The organism is Hahella sp. KA22 (genome assembly GCF_004135205.1).
Taxonomy (GTDB): domain Bacteria; phylum Pseudomonadota; class Gammaproteobacteria; order Pseudomonadales; family Oleiphilaceae; genus Hahella.
This window is the reverse complement of record NZ_CP035490.1, coordinates 5,001,003-5,017,795: the sequence shown is the minus strand read 5'-3', so window position 1 is coordinate 5,017,795 and position 16,793 is coordinate 5,001,003. Positions and strand designations below refer to the sequence as shown.

The 16,793-nt window shown below is 52.0% G+C and carries 19 protein-coding genes; 12 read left to right on the top strand and 7 right to left on the bottom strand.

Annotated features, from left to right (window positions below; all coding sequences use genetic code 11):
- Positions 1-5 precede the first annotated feature (5 nt).
- From EUZ85_RS22115 to EUZ85_RS22105, 3 genes are all read left to right on the top strand, one after another.
- Positions 6-872: an AraC family transcriptional regulator gene (locus EUZ85_RS22115; RefSeq protein WP_127972008.1), complete on the top strand. Its 867-nt coding sequence runs from the start codon at positions 6-8 to the stop codon at positions 870-872.
- Between the two features lies 1 nt (position 873).
- The gene (locus tag EUZ85_RS22110) at positions 874-1,323 is read left to right on the top strand and encodes a hypothetical protein (protein ID WP_127972006.1); all 450 of its coding nucleotides are present in this window, start codon (positions 874-876) and stop codon (positions 1,321-1,323) included.
- Positions 1,324-1,416: 93 nt separating this feature from the next.
- A complete protein-coding gene (locus tag EUZ85_RS22105; protein WP_241566825.1) occupies positions 1,417-1,956 on the top strand; it encodes a GNAT family N-acetyltransferase in 540 nt (179 codons plus the stop codon).
- A gap of 24 nt (positions 1,957-1,980) precedes the next feature.
- Here the strand turns inward: EUZ85_RS22105 and EUZ85_RS22100 are convergent, their stop codons facing one another.
- Positions 1,981-2,862, bottom strand: coding sequence for a LysR family transcriptional regulator (locus tag EUZ85_RS22100; RefSeq protein ID WP_127972004.1), 882 nt, complete (start codon positions 2,860-2,862; stop codon positions 1,981-1,983).
- A gap of 115 nt (positions 2,863-2,977) precedes the next feature.
- Between EUZ85_RS22100 and EUZ85_RS22095 the strand changes: the two genes are divergently transcribed.
- From EUZ85_RS22095 to EUZ85_RS22065, 7 genes are all read left to right on the top strand, one after another.
- Positions 2,978-3,754, top strand: coding sequence for a ferredoxin--NADP reductase (locus EUZ85_RS22095; RefSeq protein WP_127974537.1), 777 nt, complete (start codon positions 2,978-2,980; stop codon positions 3,752-3,754).
- A 437-nt stretch (positions 3,755-4,191) separates the two neighbouring features.
- Positions 4,192-4,362: a DUF1328 domain-containing protein gene (locus tag EUZ85_RS22090; protein ID WP_011398159.1), complete on the top strand. Its 171-nt coding sequence runs from the start codon at positions 4,192-4,194 to the stop codon at positions 4,360-4,362.
- Positions 4,363-4,446: 84 nt separating this feature from the next.
- A complete protein-coding gene (locus tag EUZ85_RS22085; RefSeq protein ID WP_127972002.1) occupies positions 4,447-4,650 on the top strand; it encodes a hypothetical protein in 204 nt (67 codons plus the stop codon).
- A gap of 153 nt (positions 4,651-4,803) precedes the next feature.
- A complete protein-coding gene (locus EUZ85_RS22080; RefSeq protein WP_164887321.1) occupies positions 4,804-5,769 on the top strand; it encodes a diacylglycerol kinase family protein in 966 nt (321 codons plus the stop codon).
- 6 nt (positions 5,770-5,775) lie between these two features.
- On the top strand, positions 5,776-6,603 hold the full coding sequence (locus EUZ85_RS22075) for a metallophosphoesterase (RefSeq protein ID WP_127971998.1): 828 nt from the start codon (positions 5,776-5,778) through the stop codon (positions 6,601-6,603).
- 116 nt (positions 6,604-6,719) lie between these two features.
- Positions 6,720-8,402 (top strand): murein L,D-transpeptidase, encoded by a 1,683-nt coding sequence (locus tag EUZ85_RS22070; protein WP_127971996.1) that lies wholly within the window; start codon positions 6,720-6,722, stop codon positions 8,400-8,402.
- The gene (locus EUZ85_RS22065) at positions 8,387-9,316 is read left to right on the top strand and encodes a hypothetical protein (RefSeq protein WP_127971994.1); all 930 of its coding nucleotides are present in this window, start codon (positions 8,387-8,389) and stop codon (positions 9,314-9,316) included. The genes EUZ85_RS22070 and EUZ85_RS22065 overlap by 16 nt, the downstream gene beginning before the upstream one ends.
- Positions 9,317-9,449: 133 nt before the next feature.
- Here the strand turns inward: EUZ85_RS22065 and EUZ85_RS22060 are convergent, their stop codons facing one another.
- Positions 9,450-10,088, bottom strand: coding sequence for a BON domain-containing protein (locus tag EUZ85_RS22060; RefSeq protein ID WP_127971992.1), 639 nt, complete (start codon positions 10,086-10,088; stop codon positions 9,450-9,452).
- Between the two features lie 582 nt (positions 10,089-10,670).
- On the opposite strand from EUZ85_RS22060, the gene EUZ85_RS22055 reads away from it, so the two are divergent.
- Positions 10,671-11,354, top strand: coding sequence for an ABC transporter substrate-binding protein (locus EUZ85_RS22055; RefSeq protein WP_241566824.1), 684 nt, complete (start codon positions 10,671-10,673; stop codon positions 11,352-11,354).
- A gap of 294 nt (positions 11,355-11,648) precedes the next feature.
- Positions 11,649-12,302, top strand: coding sequence for an endonuclease/exonuclease/phosphatase family protein (locus EUZ85_RS22050; protein WP_127971988.1), 654 nt, complete (start codon positions 11,649-11,651; stop codon positions 12,300-12,302).
- A 147-nt stretch (positions 12,303-12,449) separates the two neighbouring features.
- Here the strand turns inward: EUZ85_RS22050 and EUZ85_RS22045 are convergent, their stop codons facing one another.
- The 5 genes from EUZ85_RS22045 to EUZ85_RS22025 all read right to left on the bottom strand — a co-directional run bounded on the left by EUZ85_RS22045 (position 12,450) and on the right by EUZ85_RS22025 (position 16,572).
- Positions 12,450-13,370 carry a mechanosensitive ion channel family protein gene (locus tag EUZ85_RS22045; RefSeq protein ID WP_127971986.1) on the bottom strand — a complete coding sequence of 307 codons (921 nt, stop codon included), beginning with the start codon at positions 13,368-13,370 and terminating at the stop codon, positions 12,450-12,452.
- A gap of 221 nt (positions 13,371-13,591) precedes the next feature.
- The gene (locus tag EUZ85_RS22040; protein WP_127971984.1) at positions 13,592-14,095 is read right to left on the bottom strand and encodes a Dps family protein; all 504 of its coding nucleotides are present in this window, start codon (positions 14,093-14,095) and stop codon (positions 13,592-13,594) included.
- 239 nt (positions 14,096-14,334) lie between these two features.
- Positions 14,335-14,628 carry a DUF1244 domain-containing protein gene (locus tag EUZ85_RS22035; RefSeq protein ID WP_127971982.1) on the bottom strand — a complete coding sequence of 98 codons (294 nt, stop codon included), beginning with the start codon at positions 14,626-14,628 and terminating at the stop codon, positions 14,335-14,337.
- A 211-nt stretch (positions 14,629-14,839) separates the two neighbouring features.
- Positions 14,840-15,190, bottom strand: a complete 351-nt coding sequence (locus EUZ85_RS22030) for an EscU/YscU/HrcU family type III secretion system export apparatus switch protein (RefSeq protein WP_127971980.1) — start codon at positions 15,188-15,190, stop codon at positions 14,840-14,842.
- Entirely contained in the window at positions 15,187-16,572 is a 1,386-nt protein-coding gene (locus EUZ85_RS22025) for a flagellar hook-length control protein FliK (RefSeq protein ID WP_127971978.1), read from the bottom strand. Before EUZ85_RS22025 ends, EUZ85_RS22030 begins: the two co-directional genes overlap by 4 nt.
- Positions 16,573-16,793: the final 221 nt, after the last annotated feature.

The window sequence follows — 16,793 nt, the reverse complement described above, 5'->3', positions numbered from 1 at the left end:
AGGTTATGAAAGCGCTCTACGAAAAAGTCAGATATCCGGAAGACGCGTCCTGGCGTTTTTTTCTGCGTCAACTGGACGAGCTGCCTTTTCAGTGGCATTACCATCCTGAATACGAGCTCACCTACACCCTGAACAGCGCCGGCCAGCGTTATGTGGGCGATCATGTGGATCGCTACGAATCCGGCGATCTGGTGTTGATAGGTCCTAATCTGCCCCATAGCTGGCGCTCCTCACAACGGCCTGACGAGCAGGCGCCGCACACGGTCTATGTATTGTGGTTCAATCAGCAGTGGGTGGATCGCTTGCTGGAGGGCTTTCCCGAGTTTGGCGATATAGGCGAATTACTCAGACAGAGTCGACGTGGCTTGCGTTTTCGGCCTGCGGATTACACGAGGGTGAACCGATTGTTTACTGGTCTCCCAGAGCAAGACCCACGGAGCCGTCTGCTTACGCTGCTTTCATTATTGGGCGATCTGGCGCAGACGCCTCATCGCCCGCTGGCGTCGGCCAACTTTTATTCCGGCGTCACCAATCGGCGTGAGCAGGATATTCTGGACGGTATTTTGGAGGCCGCTCATCAGGCGTTTGCCGATAAGCTGACAGTTGAAGATATGGCGCGGCGGCACAACATGAGCGTCAGCAAGTTCAGTCGTTTTTTCAGCAAGCATATGAATCAAAGCTTTAACCAGTATTTGACTCAGATACGTTTGGGGCAGGCCTGCTCAAAACTGATCAACAGTGAAGCGCCGATAGCGCTCATTGCGGAACAGGCCGGGTTTAATAATCTTTCCAACTTCAATCGCCTGTTCAAGAAGCATAAAGGCGTGACGCCGCAAGCGTTTCGCAAAAGTTTTACGGCAGCGGGGCAATGACGTGCGTATAGCATTTGATTTGGATGACACCTTGATTCCCACTACGGGCTCCTTTGCGGTTGGAGAGCGTCGACTGGGGCCGCCGGCAGGATTATGGTTCCGTGAAGCGTTGCGTACAGGTGCGCCGACGCTCATGCAAACCCTGGCCAAAGATCATGAAATCTGGATATATACCACCTCTCTGCGTAACCCCTGGCTGGTTAAGGCCTGGTTGCGTTTGTGGGGCGTCAGAATAGGGGAGGTGGTCAACCAGGATGATCATCGTGAAGCAGTCGCCACTAATCAGCGCTATTCCCGCTTCAGCAAGGCCTCCAGGCTGTTTGGTATTGATCTGATGATTGACGATTTGCCCGGTGTGGGCATTGAATGTGAACGTCAGGGATGTCGTTCCGTTATCGTGACTCCAGACGATCCTGAGTGGGTGGAAAAGGTTCTGGCCAGTGTCCAATAGCGTCATTGAGCAGTGCGCAGATTCGCTTATTTGGCTGTGCAAAACGCTAGACGCCGGGCGTTATTGGTTAGGCGCTGAAAGAACTTGGATAGAATGAATAATAAACAGGCGGTTATTACTATGAAGGTATTGGAGACTGAGCGTTTAACGCTCCGCTGGCTGCGGCTGGAGGATGACCATTTCATTCTGACGCTGTTGAACGACCCATCATGGATACGTTTTATCGGCGACCGTGGAATCAGAACGCTGGAGGGCGCGCGCCAGTATATCCAGACTGGTCCGTTGGCGATGTACGAAAGGGAAGGATTCGGGCTCTATCTGGTTGAGCTTAAGCACGATGGCGCTCCAGTGGGCATGTGCGGATTGATCAAGCGGGAAGGGCTCGACGATGTGGATATCGGTTTCGCGTTCATGCCGCCATTTCGTTCGCAAGGATACGCCTACGAGGCGGCCAAAGCGGTGTTGGATTTTGGCGCAACTAAACTGGGAATGAGCCGCATTGTCGGCATTGTGGATCAGAGCAACGCCAGCTCAATTCGGTTGTTGGAGAAAATCGGCATGGCGATGGAGAAGACCATCCGACTTCCCAATGGCGACGTCGATTTATTTTTATATGGGGTTAACTTTACCTGAGGCGTCCAATACTTCCTGCCCGTGTCAGGTAAGCTGGCGACATAACTCCAGCCAGTTTTCGATACCGGCGCTGCGGTACTTTTCTTTATGCAGAATAAAGTAGAAGCGGCGCTGGAAATTGCGGTGCGGTGCTTCCAGGGGCGCCAGACTACCGCGCTTAAAGGCGTCCACCAGGGTTACCCGCGACAGGCAACCAATGCCTAGATTAGCCTCCACAGCGCGCTTTATCGCCTCAGTGTGCTGCAACTCAATGGAAACCTTGAGGTCGGGAAGAATGCCATGCATCGCCCATTCGAACGCCTGTCGCGTTCCCGAACCCCGCTCTCTTAATATCCAACTGGCGCGCACCAGGTCTTCGTCGCTCAGCACTTTCTTGTGCGCCAGCGGGTGATCGGGAGCGCAGAAGATTTTCAGTTCATCGTCGCGCCAGGGGATCACTTCCAGCTCGTTGTGGTTGATTTCCCCTTCCACCAAGCCCACATCTAATTCAAAATTAAGCACCTTGCCTGCGATAGTGGTGGTGTTGGCCACCTCCAGGGATACCTTGGCGCCGGGATGTTGCTGCATGAAATCCGCCATGATGCTGACCGCCAGATAATTACCGATGGACAGCGTGGCGCCCACTTTCAGTGATCCGATATCCGTATGCTGTTGAAAGTCCAACTCCAGGTCGCGAGCGCGTTCAATCAGCGCTTCCACCCGGGGACGCAGCATACGCCCCAGTTCGTTAAGCTGGAGGCTTTTGCCGATGCGGTCGAACAATTGAATATTGAATTGGGACTCCAGATTGCGCAGTGCGTCACTGGCGGCGGATTGAGACATGGACAGGCTTTTGGCGGCCTGGGTGATGTTCTCGAAGTGAGCGGCGGCCAGAAATATTTCCAATTGTCGCAGGGTGTAGTGCATTATCGATAAATCCGATAAGAGTTATTGAATAATCCTGTTTTACAGATAGATTATACTCGGGTTAAATATCGATCAATGAAAACTTTAGCGCCTTTATCAGGAGTCAATGCAGATTATGTCAGGAATGCGTAAAGAAACGGTCACCAGCGTGCGTCATTGGAACGACACTCTGTTTAGCTTTACCACCAGTCGCGATCCGTCTTTCCGTTTTAAAAACGGACATTTTATTATGATTGGCCTGGAGCAAGACAGCGGTCGTCCGTTGATGCGCGCCTACAGCATCGCCAGCGCCAACTACGAAGAAGAGCTGGAGTTCTTCAGCATCAAAGTGCCAGACGGTCCTTTGACTTCCCGTTTGCAGAAAATCAGCGTCGGCGATGAAATCATCATGAGCCGCAAGCCTACTGGCACTCTGGTCGTGGACCATCTGCTGCCGGGGCGCAATTTATACCTGATCAGCACCGGCACCGGTCTGGCTCCATTCATGAGCATTATCAAAGACCCGGAAACCTATGAGCGCTTTGATAAAGTCATTCTGACCCACGGCGTGCGTTATGTTTCCGAGCTGGCTTACCAGGAGCTGATTCGCGACGAACTGCCGCAGAACGAATTCTTCGGTGAACTCGTGCAGGAAAAACTGATTTATTACCCCACCGTTACCCGTGAAGATTACCCCACGCAGGGCCGTATCACAGACTTGATGGAAAGCGGCAAGCTGTTTTCCGACATCGGTCTGCCGGAGATGGACCCTGAATATGATCGTTTCATGGTGTGCGGCAGTCCCAGCATGTTGAAAGATACCTGCTCCATCCTTGATTCCCGCGGCTTCACTGAAGCCCGTCAGGGGGATCTTGGACACTATGTTATCGAGCGGGCGTTCGTCGAAAGCTGATTCATCCCCTTAGAAAAGCGATTTACGCAGCCTTCGGGCTGCGCCTTATTAGCCGCTCCGTACGTTAGTCCGGTTCTGCTATAGGGGCCGTCTGTTAGTGACCGCAGACGGCCCCGCCTTTTTCTGCAGGCTATATTTTCCTTCCTTCCTTCTTTCCTTTCTTCACTTCTATCTTTTCTGCATAGAGCTACGCAGTCTGTTTGCGCATGCGATTGCAGGCGTTTAGTTATACTTTCTCACGCCCATGCTTATGGGATTCTCACCTTTCTCCCATAATTGCAGTGGGTTTGTAAGCTTTACATGTGATCGCCTCGACTTACTTCTTCTATCAATACCCCGTTTGTTCGTTAATGTATTGATAAGTAAGATAAAAAAGAAAGTTGGTCCAAGTTCTGATTATTACCTGTTGAGTTCGGAAACAAGTAAGGAGAAAGGATATGTTGTATTGGTCAATTGTATTTTTTGTCGTGGCGCTGGTAGCAGGCGTACTTGGATTCACCGGCATTGCAGCAGCGACTGCCGATATTGCACAGATTCTGTTCGTTATCTTCCTGGTGCTTTTCGTAATCAGCATCATCGCCGGAGGATTCCGCAGAAACCGATTATAGAGCTGTAATTGAGAACCAGAGGAAAGGCAGCGGTAGGACGCCGCCAATGAAACAAAACAACTGTTAGGAAACGAGGAGATGACGATGACTACATTCACTGACCTGTTGAAAGCAATGGTTATAGCCGCCCCGTTGGCTTTTTCACTGACCGCTTGTGATGCGGGCGATGGCGAAGCGGAGCAAATCGGCGAAGAAGTAGATAGAGCTCTGAACGACGCAGGCAACAGACTGGAAGACGCATGTGAAAGCGTTAAAGAAGGCGTCAACGCAAGAGACCAGGATTGTTAAGAGCCCTTGACCTAGCAAAGAGTCCTGGCGGAGTGGGGCCGCCGATGAACTCGTAAGCGAGCTGATCGGCGGCCCTTTTTTATGGCTGTAAAACGGATTGGAATAACGGAATTCTCAGGAGGCGCAACCTTGGCGCTATAAATGGTAACCACTATGCAAGTAGCTGAAATAAAAAGACATAACGTTCCTACGGTTGAGCGTAAGCTAGTGATGCTGGTTAACCTCGGCTCCGGCAAGGGACGTTCTGGAGATTCAATGGCGCAACTGGAGTCAGCGCCGGCCAGTGTGAGAGACCGGATATTGTCTACGCACAGTATTCGTCAGGGCATCGGTCTGCAGGAAACTATCCGCAGGGCGGCGCAGGAAGCAAAGGAGAATCAGGCCGTATTGGTTGTGGTTGGTGGAGACGGCACGATTAACGCCGCCTTGCCCCACATATTAGAGCAGGGAGTGACCTTCGCCGTTGTTCCTGGCGGCACCTTCAACCTGTTTGCGAAAGAGCATAAATTGCCGGAGAACTTTGCGGAGGCCTTGGATATCGCGCTCAATGGGGTGGTTAAGGCGATTCCTTTATATCAGGTTAACGACATACTGTTTGCGGTCAACGCCAGTTTGGGGCTGTATCCCCGTATCATTCAGGCGCGTGAGTCGCATCAGAAACGGTTTGGACGTTTTCGCTGGGTAGCGTTTTTGTCCGGCATATGGACCTGCCTGACCCAGGCCAGACCACAGCGAATGAAATTAACGTCGGAAGGATTTTCCCGCGCCATCAATACGCCGTTGCTGTTTAGCACCATCAGCCGTATGCAGTTGGAGCTGTTGAACCTGCAGGATGCGAAAGCGGCGGATGATCAGGGCTTTGTCGCCATCGTGCTTAAAGCCAAGGAGCGTATGCAGTTGATGAAGCTGCTGGGGCGCATGGCGTTGGGCATGTCGGAGAGCCCGGAGTACTATGAACATATGGTCTGCCGAGAGCTGCAAATTGACTCTCATCGCAAGTCTCTGCGGGTCGTTGTGGATGGTGAGATTCGTAATGTATCAACGCCCGTGAGGATGCGGGCGCTGCCAAGCGCCGCTCTATTTGTGGCTCCGCCGGACCCAGAGAAAAACGCCAATTGATTCGTTATGCAGATTATTCAGCTGTCTGATCTCCATTTTGGTACTGAAGACTGGAACGTGCAGGAAGCATTGGCGCAGGCTCTCAATGACATGCGTCCGGAGTTGCTTCTGTTTTCCGGCGATATTACCCAGCGCGCCACGCGCCTTCAGTTCGCCGCCGCACGGAGCTTTTTAGAGCGAATTCACGCAGATCATGTTTTAGCCGTTCCGGGTAATCATGATATCCCTCTGTTTAATCTTTGGACCCGTTTGACGGCTCCATATAAAAAATATTGTGAAATTTTCGGGGCGAATCTGGAGCCGGAATTTGAGAACAATCTGGCGCTGGTCGTGGGTGTGAACACCACCCATAAATACCGTCATGTTGACGGGGAAATCAGTCCGCAAAGAGCTGACGCCGTGGCGCGTCGACTGGCCTCTGCGCCAGACAAGCTGCGGGTTGTAGTCGCACATCACCCTTGTCAGGTGGTGCTGCCGTCCGACCAGAAAAACCTTCTCATTGGCCGCGAATATGCGCTGAAAGCCTGGATCAACGCAGGGGTGGATCTGGTGCTTGGCGGGCACATTCACTATCCCTTCATTTTGCCCCTGCGGGAGAGCGTTCCAGAGGCCCCGCCGGGTGTTTTTGTCATGCAGGCGGGGACCGCGACATCGACCCGGGTACGTAGCGGAAAACCGAATTCTTTCAATCGCATAGTTGTTAAGCGAGACCGTCGTTTAACGCTTCTTGAGCGCTGGGATTATGACGCTGCGACAGGGCGTTTTCGCGTCGCCTTGAAGTTTTCCCCCTGGGCTAACGAACCTTCCCGTCAGATTCAGGCGACCTCCTGTTGATTCAGCTAATATAGATAGTATTCATACAACCGCTTATAATGGCGCCCGTTATAAAGCCGGCTCCGGTTTTTAATATCTATCTGGTAAGACCGCTGAATCTTAAGGAGTAGAACCAAGTGACGTCTGTATTACCACGCTGGACTTGGTGTTGCATCTTGTCCCTGTGGGTGACGATGACCCAGGCGAGCCCGATCGCAGGCTTGCCGTCGCAATTGTTGGAGTGGGCCGCCGCCGGCCAGCCATTGTCTTTTCCCTCTCAGCAGAAAATGCTGCATCCCGCCGAAGTCCGGCAGATTTACGACATGAGTTTATACAAGCCCGTTTGGTTTGCGGATGAAACCCTGACAGAGCGCGCTTATGCCCTGGTCAGGACGCTTGAGCATACCGATCAGGAAGGCTTGCCGTCGCAAAGATACCACACTGCGGTTTTGTCAGAGCTGTTGGGTCAATATCGAGCGGAACCTGAAACGTTTGGACGCGCCTTTGAGCTGGAGCTGCTGCTGACGGACGCTATGGTGGCGCTGTCCAGTGACCGTCTGACCGGCCGCTTTGACCCCAGGTCGATCGACTCCGTCTGGCGTGAAGAGCGCACAACCGGCGAACTGGCCCCTCGTCTGTATCAGGCGATTGCCGAGGATCGTCTGTTAGAGGACATGAGCGCTATGGTGCCGACGCCGGAAGTGTATCAGGGCCTGTCGCAACTGCTGACGGATCTGCGCGAAACGGAAGCCCAGGGTGGTTGGCCTATGGTGTCCTACGGCCCGACGCTGCGGCCCGGACAATCTGATTCGCGAGTCATTGAATTGCGCCGTCGCCTGATCGCCAGCGGCGACATGGAGCGGCCTGTGATCGATACCTCCGCGGGGGATGATGAGACTCTTTTTGATGAAGCTCTGGTGAAAGCCGTCCGCTTTTTTCAGGAGCGTCATGGCCTGAAACCGGACGCTATTGTAGGAAAAGAAACTCTGGCGATGCTGAATACGCCAATTTCCGAACGTATTGAACAGGTGCGCAGTAATCTGGAGCGTCGCCGCTGGACGCCAACGAATCTGGGCGACCGTTATGTGGTGGTTAATATCGCCGATTACCGTCTGGATCTGGTGGATCACGGCCGCACCGAATTGAGTATGCGTGTAGTAGTGGGCAAGCCATATCGTCGTACGCCCGCTTTCAGTGGATTGATGACCTATCTGGTGGTGAACCCGCTGTGGGAAGTCCCCACCCAGATCGCGGAAGAAGACATGCTGGAGCGCTTTATCGAAGACCCGGAATTCATCAGCAAAATGGGCTTCAGGGTATACAAAGGCTGGGGACGGGAAGAGGCCGCCCTGGACCCTGAAACTATCAACTGGGAAGAAGTCAAAGGCGGCAAGTTTCCCTATCGCCTGCAACAGGCGGCGGGCCCCATGAATGCGTTAGGGCGTATCAAGTTTATGTTTCCCAATGAATTTAATGTGTATCTTCACGATACGCCAAGCAGAAGCTTATTCTACAAATCACAGCGGGCCTTCAGCTCCGGCTGTATCCGTCTGGAGCGGCCCCTGGAATTGGCGGCGGCCTTGATCGGCAGTAAGAAAAGAACCGGCATCGAGCTGGATAAAATACTGGCGTCGGGAGAGCCGACGACACTGCGTTTACCGAGCCCGGTTCCAGTGCATCTGCAATACTGGACCGCCTGGATGGATGACTCCGGCGTGGCGCAATTCCGTAAGGATGTATACGGAAGGGACGCTCGACTGCAAATGGCGTTTGAAGGTAAAACGCTGGCGCCGGAGGATAATGAATGGTTAGAGCACTAACGGTCATTGCGCTCTGTCTGCTGATGACCCGTGCTTTTGGATTTGAACCCGGGAAAGTCGACTTCAGTATCAGTTTTAAAGGCGAAACCAGTGATTACCGGGTTATGTCCGCATTTTTGCAGGCGTCAGAAGAATTTGTCTTCAAAATTAATTTGCCGGAGAGCGAGCAGATTGAAATAAGTGGCCAGGGCGATGTCGTCAAGGAGCCAGGCGATCGTTATCGCTGGACCGCTCCTGCGCATCCTGGGGTGAGTCGTTTGACTATTCGCAGGCCTTCCTCCGGAGCGCAGATAACCCTGAACCTGTTTGTGCTGGTGCCGGCGAACCAAGTCGAAGAGGGAATGCTGAATGGCTATCAGATAGGTCACTATCCCAGTGAAGCCTATCTCAACCAGGCTATCTATCTTCCGCCTCCCGGCTACCTCGAAGTCACCAAGGATATGCTGGATATCGAGCTGACGCCCAACTACCGTTTGGAGCAGTTTCTATGCCGGCAACCCTCGGAGTTCCCCAAGTTTCTGGTGTTAAGAGAGAAGCTGCTGCTCAAGCTGGAGTATCTGACGGAGCAGGTGAATTCAGCGGGAGTGCCGGTTTCATCATTCGTTATTATGAGCGGCTTTCGCACCCCGTACTACAACACCTCCATTCGCAACGCGATGTACAGTCGTCATCAATGGGGCGGAGCGGCGGATGTCTTTATCGACGAGGACCCCAAAGACGGCAAAATGGACGACCTGAACAAGGACGGCAAGGTCGACAAAGATGACGCGGAGTATCTGGCGCAGCTGATTGAGAAATTTGCCGAGACGCCTGACTACAAATCCTTCATCGGCGGATTGGGCGTATATTCCGCTAATAGTTATCACGGCCCATTTATTCATGTGGATGTGCGGGGGGCAATGGTCCGGTGGTAAGCCGGGTCGAGCCCCGCGGTTGAGCATTGGGCTCCTGGCGTAAATCTCTTTGCTATCCCTCTGCTGACGAAAAAAGCCCGAAGCCGTTAGGCTTCGGGCCCTGCTGATGTCCATGCGCATGGAGTGCGATGAATTAGTTGATCATCAACTTGTTTTCAACGGAATCCACGTCGTCAACATTGCTGGCCAGTTTCTCCGCCAGATCCTTCTCTGCTTCTGAATCCACCGCGCCATTCAGCGTTACCACACGGCCTTCTGTATCCACATCAATATCAAGACCGGCGACGGACTCGTTAGCCAACAGCTTCATTTTTACCTTAGCGGTAATAGTGGCGTCAGCCACGGAGCTTTTAAAGCTCTCATTCTCCGCGTTTTCCTTCTTGGCGGGTGTGGAGGCTACCTGCAACTGGTTATCCACATCCTTAACGCCTTCTACGCTCAGGGCGATCTGTTCCGCCAGCTCTTTTTCCACTTCGGAACTGACTGTTCCCACCAGTGTGGCGTTGGAGCCATTGACGGAAGCATCAATCTCGAATGTGCTCAGGTTTTCGTTGAACAGAATGGCGGTTTCAATCTTGCCTTCAGTCCAACCATCCTTGAAATACTTTTTCGCATCCTGGGTCATTTCCTCCGCCTGCTGGCCGACAGTTTCTTCCTTCTTAACTTTGTCTCCCGCTGCGTAAGCAGGGGCTACGGTCATAGCGCCCGCCAGGGTTGCGGCGATCAGAGCAGCATAAACAGGTTTCTTGGTAAAAGTTTTTGGCGTTTTCATAACGATCTCCTTTTCTATCTTTTAAAGTCCCGGATCTCTGTCGAGACCGGGTAACAGGTCTCTATGCCTCGTTGTCACTTAAGAGACAGCTAGAAGCGTGCCAAGTTATTTTTATCGAATTTAGCGCTTTTTATGCGCATTTTGGTGTAATTTTGCACGTTTTTTCCGTTTGGCTGGTAATCTTGGGTAAAAGGCTTGCAGAACTTACAAAGTATTGGGTTTTCTAAATTTGAAGTGTCGGGCGGCCTTTTCATGTCAGCTTGGTTTAATTCGAACCGGTTTTGAGGCCTGGTGTGGCTTCGATGGGCTAGCGCTTAAGGCTCCTTTCTGCGTACGAAAAACCGCCACTGCTGCTATATTGGTGATAATAACCATAAGCGAAAAACGCCCTCTGGTATGACCCTTCCACATAATAATCAGCGGAAAAGCAAGCGCTACTGTAAACCTCTCTCATTTATAGGAAGCTCCTGTTTACCGCGCCGCCGCCATCGAGATAGGGCGAAGCATCTTTTCTACGGCCTTATTGCGCTATTTATATGCCTGGACTTACTCAACGTTGCAGAGGCCGCGGAGCGCCAGGTAGTGCTGGCCGCGACCGAGTACCCGCCTTATTACGGTGAGCATTTAGAGAGTAAGGGATTTATTACGGAGATCATCTTCACCGCTTTTCAGCGAGTCGGGTATGAGGTTGAGGTGAAGTTTTTACCCTGGAAAAGAGCTTATGGCATGGCGCAGGCTGGCGATTTTGATGGGGTCTACACCGGGTGGTATCGAAAAAACAGGGAGCAGTGGTTTGAGTTTTCAGATCCTCTTCCAGCCAATGAGCTGGGCTTTTACGCTCTCAAGGAACGCAATATTTCTTATGTCGCCCTGAATGATTTGCAGCCATATAAAATTGGCGTAGTGCGGGGGTATGTCAATCCGCCTGAGTTTGAACAGGCCAGATTGAATACCATTGAAGTCACCGAAGACCGCCAGAATATCCTTAGCCTTTCCCGTGGCTGGATTGATCTTGTGCTGATTGATAAGTTTATGGGGCAGTATATTATCAACACGGAATTTCCCGATTCCGCCAACAAGTTCATCTGGCTCGATCCTCCGATCAAAGTGGAGAATCAATACCTGATGTTTTCCAGGAAAGCGAAGAACTTTTTGAAAACTTCCCAGGACTTCAATCACGGCTTAAAGCAACTGGCGCAAGAAGGTAAAATTGATGCGATTATTACCAAGCATAGAACACTGTGGGGTAAGCCGAAAGCCAAGTGAGATATCGCGGAAGTTTTAGTGTAACATTTTGTTATTTAAAGGAATTATGCGGCTTTCATGTGTATACTGCCCACCTGTAGATTTTGTAGCGACCTGATACCTAAACTTGGGACCCTGCAGTTGATGTTTCCTTCGGGTTTTTTTAACTCAAAATGAAAGCGCTTTCATTGGTTGGCGCTAAGTTTTTGGCTTTGATGGTTGAATACTGAGCAATATGATGAAGCTTGGCAGTGGTGGGCACAAGTGTGAAAGGTAAAGCTGCATCAATTTAAATTATATTTTTAGGAGTCTTGAGTGAGAGTAGCAACATGGAATTCTCAGGGAAACCCAACTTCCAGTGATAGTAAAATAAAGATACTGAGTAACTTACTGAACGAGTGCGATATTATTTTAATACAAGAGTGTGGAGGATTAAGTCAAGCTAGTTTAGACAGCGTATCTACTCAGAAGTGGCTGTATTCATGTGAACAAGTAGGAGCGTTCAATAATCGCTGCACAACATGTATTATTTCTAAACAAGTACCTGTAGCGCACGGCTGTATATACTTGCAAACTGATACCGGACGCAGTTCCCTGTATGCGACTTTTGGTGAAGGATTTACTGTTCTTACGTTTCATGCTAATGCTGGCGGAAGAGGTGCAGCGGATGCACAATTAGTAGGCCAACATGCAGTTGGGAAAATTCCTGGTAACTTTATTATAGGAGGAGACTTTAATTGCGTACCTTTTGACCTCTCTAGTCGCCGAAACATAATAAGGATTGGGAGTAACTCTAGAGGAAAAGAATTGCGCATCGTATCAAGCGGCTCAAATACTCATCCAGGTTCACATCATGAATTAGACTACTTTTTGGTTAGTGAAAATATTGATGTTAGGAATGTCGCAAAATATCACATGCAAGGCGGCGACCATTATCCAGTAATTATGGAATTCGATATAGGGTATTAGGGGCTTTTAATTTAGCGAGTTAACCGCCTGGAATTGAGTTCTTGCGGATTATATATGGCCCTGTCTATCCTTATTAGACAGGGCTTGTTCGTTATTCTGGTAAAGCTGATTATTAAAGTATGCTATCGAATAGCATAATATGCAGTTTTACGCAGCAGACTCCACCTCTTCAGCACGAGTGCTGATTATCTGATCAAGCTGCAAGCCGCCTTTCGCCGCAAAATCCAGTGTGCGAATCGGGAAGGGGATGAGGATGTCCGCATCGTCCAGCGCCTTCTTCACGGCCACGACGCCTTTGTGCTGGGCGGTCATGAAGTCTACTTTTCCGGTGGGATAATCGATCCAGTACCACACGACTAAATTGATGCTGCTGTCGCCGAAACCGGTGGCGAAAACCTGGGTTTCCGTGCCGTTGCGGGTGAAATCCAGGGCGTCGATGGCTTTGGTGATGACTTTGGCGGCTTTGTCGATGTCGTCGGCGTAGGAAATGCCGACCTGAATTTCGAGACGGCGTTGGCGGGTGATGGAGTAGTTGGTCAGTTTGTTGGTGAATACGGCTTTATTGGGAAGTATGACCCGTTGCCCTGAAAACGTCAGGATATGAGTATTGCGCAGGTTGATCGCCTCTACGGTTCCCATGATGTCTGCGGTCGCCACAATGTCTCCCACTCGAAATGGTTTGCGAACGCCCATGAATATCCCGGCGATAAAGTTCTCGGTGAGGTCCTGAAACGCAAAGCCCAACGCCAGACCGATGATCCCGGCCCCGGCCAGGAGTGAGGTGACGGTGCCCTGAAGTCCTACAAAGCCCAGGGAGACGAAGATGCCGATTGCAACCAATACAATATGCACAATAGTGGAAAGAAGATTGGCGACTTCCACTGAATCCAATGAGCGCACCAGCACCCGTTGGGTCAGGTTGGATACGGCTTTGGCTATGTACAAAAACAGGAAGAAAAACACCAGGGCCACGATGACGCTAGGCAGGTTGGCCAGTGCTGTTTCCGCCCATTCCTGAATGGAAGACCAGACAATGTCGACGGCTTTTTCAAATTCTATTATGTCCATTGCTTAATCCTTAATCTGTTCATACAACAACTGCGATGATGTGGGCGAACCCTCTCTACGCCTGAATACCTGAAGCTGGTAACGCAGAAATCGTGCCGGTTTTACCCTCTGACGCCCCAGCGCTCCACAGCCCTCTACTCATAAAAAAAGGCCACCGAAGTGGCCAAAAAAAGGAAGGTAGGATAAATGTGGAGGGTATCGTTTGGGTGGGATAGTGAGGATTACTCCTCGAGAAGGCTGCCCAACATCCAGACAGCCTGTTCGTGGGAAGTCAGTCTAGTAACCATAAGGTCTTCAGTCGCAAAGTCCTCGGCTTTTTGCGCCGCGGCGATACACTTTCTACAGCTTGCGACTGTGCCCTCATGGGCGGAAATCAATTCTTTAATTAAAGCCGTCGCTGTCCGCTCTTCTTTGGGGGAAATAGTGGAAAATTCCGCCATACGGGACAGGGTGCCGGGGGCTTTGTAGCCAATGGCGCGCATGCGCTCAGCGATATCGTCGATGGTTTCGGCGAGCTCTTTGTATTGCTTCTCAAATAGCTCATGCAGCGCGAAGAAACTCATACCCCGGACATTCCAGTGGGCGTATTGGGTGTAGAGATACAGGCTGTAAGTGTCGGCGAGCACGCGCGCCAGTTTGTCGGCGACTGAGTCCGCCTTGTTCTCTTTAATGCCCATATCCGGGGATGTAGCAGTCAGGTCGAGTTTTTTAGCGTGCTGATTCATAAACCTCTCCTAGGTTTGGTTGCTTTCCCTGAATACAGCAGAAACCGGGCCAGGTTTTAAAATATTTAAAAACTTGTTTTATATCAGGTTGTTACTTTCTTGTGGGGGAGTGGAGAGAGTCGATTTTGTTCAGAAGAGACCGCGCTGCGACTGCAAGTTTTGCAATGGCTTTGCAAAACTTTCTCTGAGGAGGGGGATTCAGGCTCATTGGCGTCACCCCGAGCCTGAATCGAGGAAAGCTATTCGGGTTTGTTTTGCTCAAACTGTTTGAGGTGGTTTTCGCTAGCAGGTTTCTGATGTTTGGCTTTCCACTCATCGTAAGGCATGCCGTAAACGATTTCCCTGGCTGCAGCATCTTCCACCTGTTCTCCTCGTTCTTCCGCCGCGGCGCGATACCACTTGCTCAGGCAGTTGCGACAGAAGCCGGCGAGGTTCATCAAATCGATATTTTGAACCTCGGTGTTATCCTGCAGGTGTTTGACCAGTCGGCGAAACACCGCTGCTTCGATTTCGGTTTGGGTTTTAGAGTCCATAATTCAACCTTGTTCTCAGTGAAATAAAATGTGCTTCCCAACGCTGCATTGGCAAGTTGAGCCGCAGAGCAATATCCATTAGATAAGTCGCGATTTGCAGAAAATATGTGCAGACAAATAGAAGAAAGCTATGTGTCCGCCGGATTGATAGTGTAAACGATTGATTCCGCTGCGTTGAGAGCGGATGGAGCAAGATCGCCGTCCCAATGCGTTACGACGCGTCGCCGCCGGCATTGGGCGGCGGTTGAAAGCCTTCCGGCGTCTTGCCCTGAATGTGGTAGGCGAAGGCGATAATTTCAGCGATAACTCGATACAGCAACTCAGGTATTTCATCGCCGAGATCCAGTTGCGCCAGAGAGCGCACCAGCTCCGGGTTCTCATATAAGGGTACGCCATGCTCCCGGGCGATGGCGATGATCTCCTCCGCCAGATCCGCTTCGCCTTTAGCGGAGACCTTGGGCGCCTGTTTGCCATCGTAAAACAGGGCAATGGCCTGCTGGACGTCGCTCTGAGACGTTTCCTGGGAGTGATTGTCTTGCGTGTCCTGGTGTTTTTTTGTCATGCGCGTTCGTCGATCAGTTGGCGGGAAATCGGAGCGGAAGGGGTTGGCGGCGCGCCTTTACGCACCGCCAGATCGCCTACCTCAAGGCCCCAATCCTGCAGACCTTTGCGCAGGCGCGGCAACTCTTCCGTGACCAGTCCCAGAGTCTTTTGCTCCATCGCCCAGAATGTGGCGGACACCGTTCCTTCTGTATACAGGACCTGGCTCTGCATGGGGCCGAGTCCCTCCAGGTCGAAGGCGAGTACGATTTTCCAGCGGCTTTTCTTGTTGTCTTTGGCCCCGCTGCGCTGTTCCTTTTCAAAGCGCATCTGAATGCTATCCATGCGTGGAGCGGCGACAGGCACCTCCACAAACCATACTTGCGCCCCGGTTTGGTCGGGTCCAGCGCTGAGATTTTGTTGCAAGGCGTTTAATTGATGACTATGCAGACGGGCGGTGGCCTGCGCCAACGCGCGCAACATTTCGCCGGCGTCCAGGTTGGCGGGCAGGGGAGGCCGCCCGCCTTCGCGTCCCATTGGCGGCGGAAATTGCAGCGGATGTCCGCCGGTCGCCATGCCCGGCTGCTCCGCTGTCTGTCGGGTCAGCCAGCTGACCAGTTGTTCCCAGTTGGCGGGAAGCGCGCTGTTGGGGAGACGATTGAGCTGCGCCAGCGTGGCGCCCAGCGCTACAGTAAGTAGGGCCTTGATGTCCTGCGGTGCGGCGCTCAGCAGGCGTGGTTCGGCGCTGGAGGGTAAAGCGGCCTTGTCGGGAGCAGGTCCGCGATTCTCCGCCAGCGTTCTTAGTAAATGACGCTCCAACCCTGCGCCGGATTGCTGAATCGCCTGTTTCAGCCCGCCGGCTTCGCTGACTCGCGGCGGCGTTGGCAACGCCTGGTTTAGTTTGTCGAGTGTCTGCGCCAGGTCTCTCGGCAGCCGTGTATCAGAGGATAGCCGTACTAACGCCTCCAGGTTATGGCGAAGATCCCCTTGTAAGGGCAGCCATTTGGACAGTGTCTGTAATGTCGTGGCGAGAAGCGCCTGCGTGGGCTCAGTTTGCGGCGGCGCCAGAGAGTCGACGACTTTCAGACCCAGCGCGGTGACCTGCAGTTGCAGCACCTTGCCTACCAGCCAATCCTGAGGAAGTTGCGCCGTGCGGATGTCAGTTTGCAGTGGTTGCGGCAAACCTTCAGCGCTCAATATCAAACGCCAGGATGGGGTGGCCGAGGTTTGCGCATTGGGGGTGGGATTGGGCGTTGCTGTACTGGGAGAAGGTGAGATATCGGTGATGCGAGCGGAGAATAGGTTGCCGACTTTCTGCACGATAGCGGACAGTTCCGCCTGTATCTTTGGTGGAAGCGAGTTAGTGCGAGTGGGCGCCGCCGCGGCGTCAGGCTGAACTTTCATCGCTTTTTAACATTTCTCCCACAATAAAATGATCTTAATCAGGGCTATGCACTGACCATCCGGGGAAAGCTGGGCTATAATGCGCCCGTTTTTACAAAGCTTAAGCGCGAGCGGGCCACTTTTCTAACTCTTTTCCGTTATTGTTGACGACTTTTCGGAAAAAGCGCCAATTTGTTATTCTTGCGCCGCTTTATTTCCGGTTGTTCCGCGTTGTTCTGCAA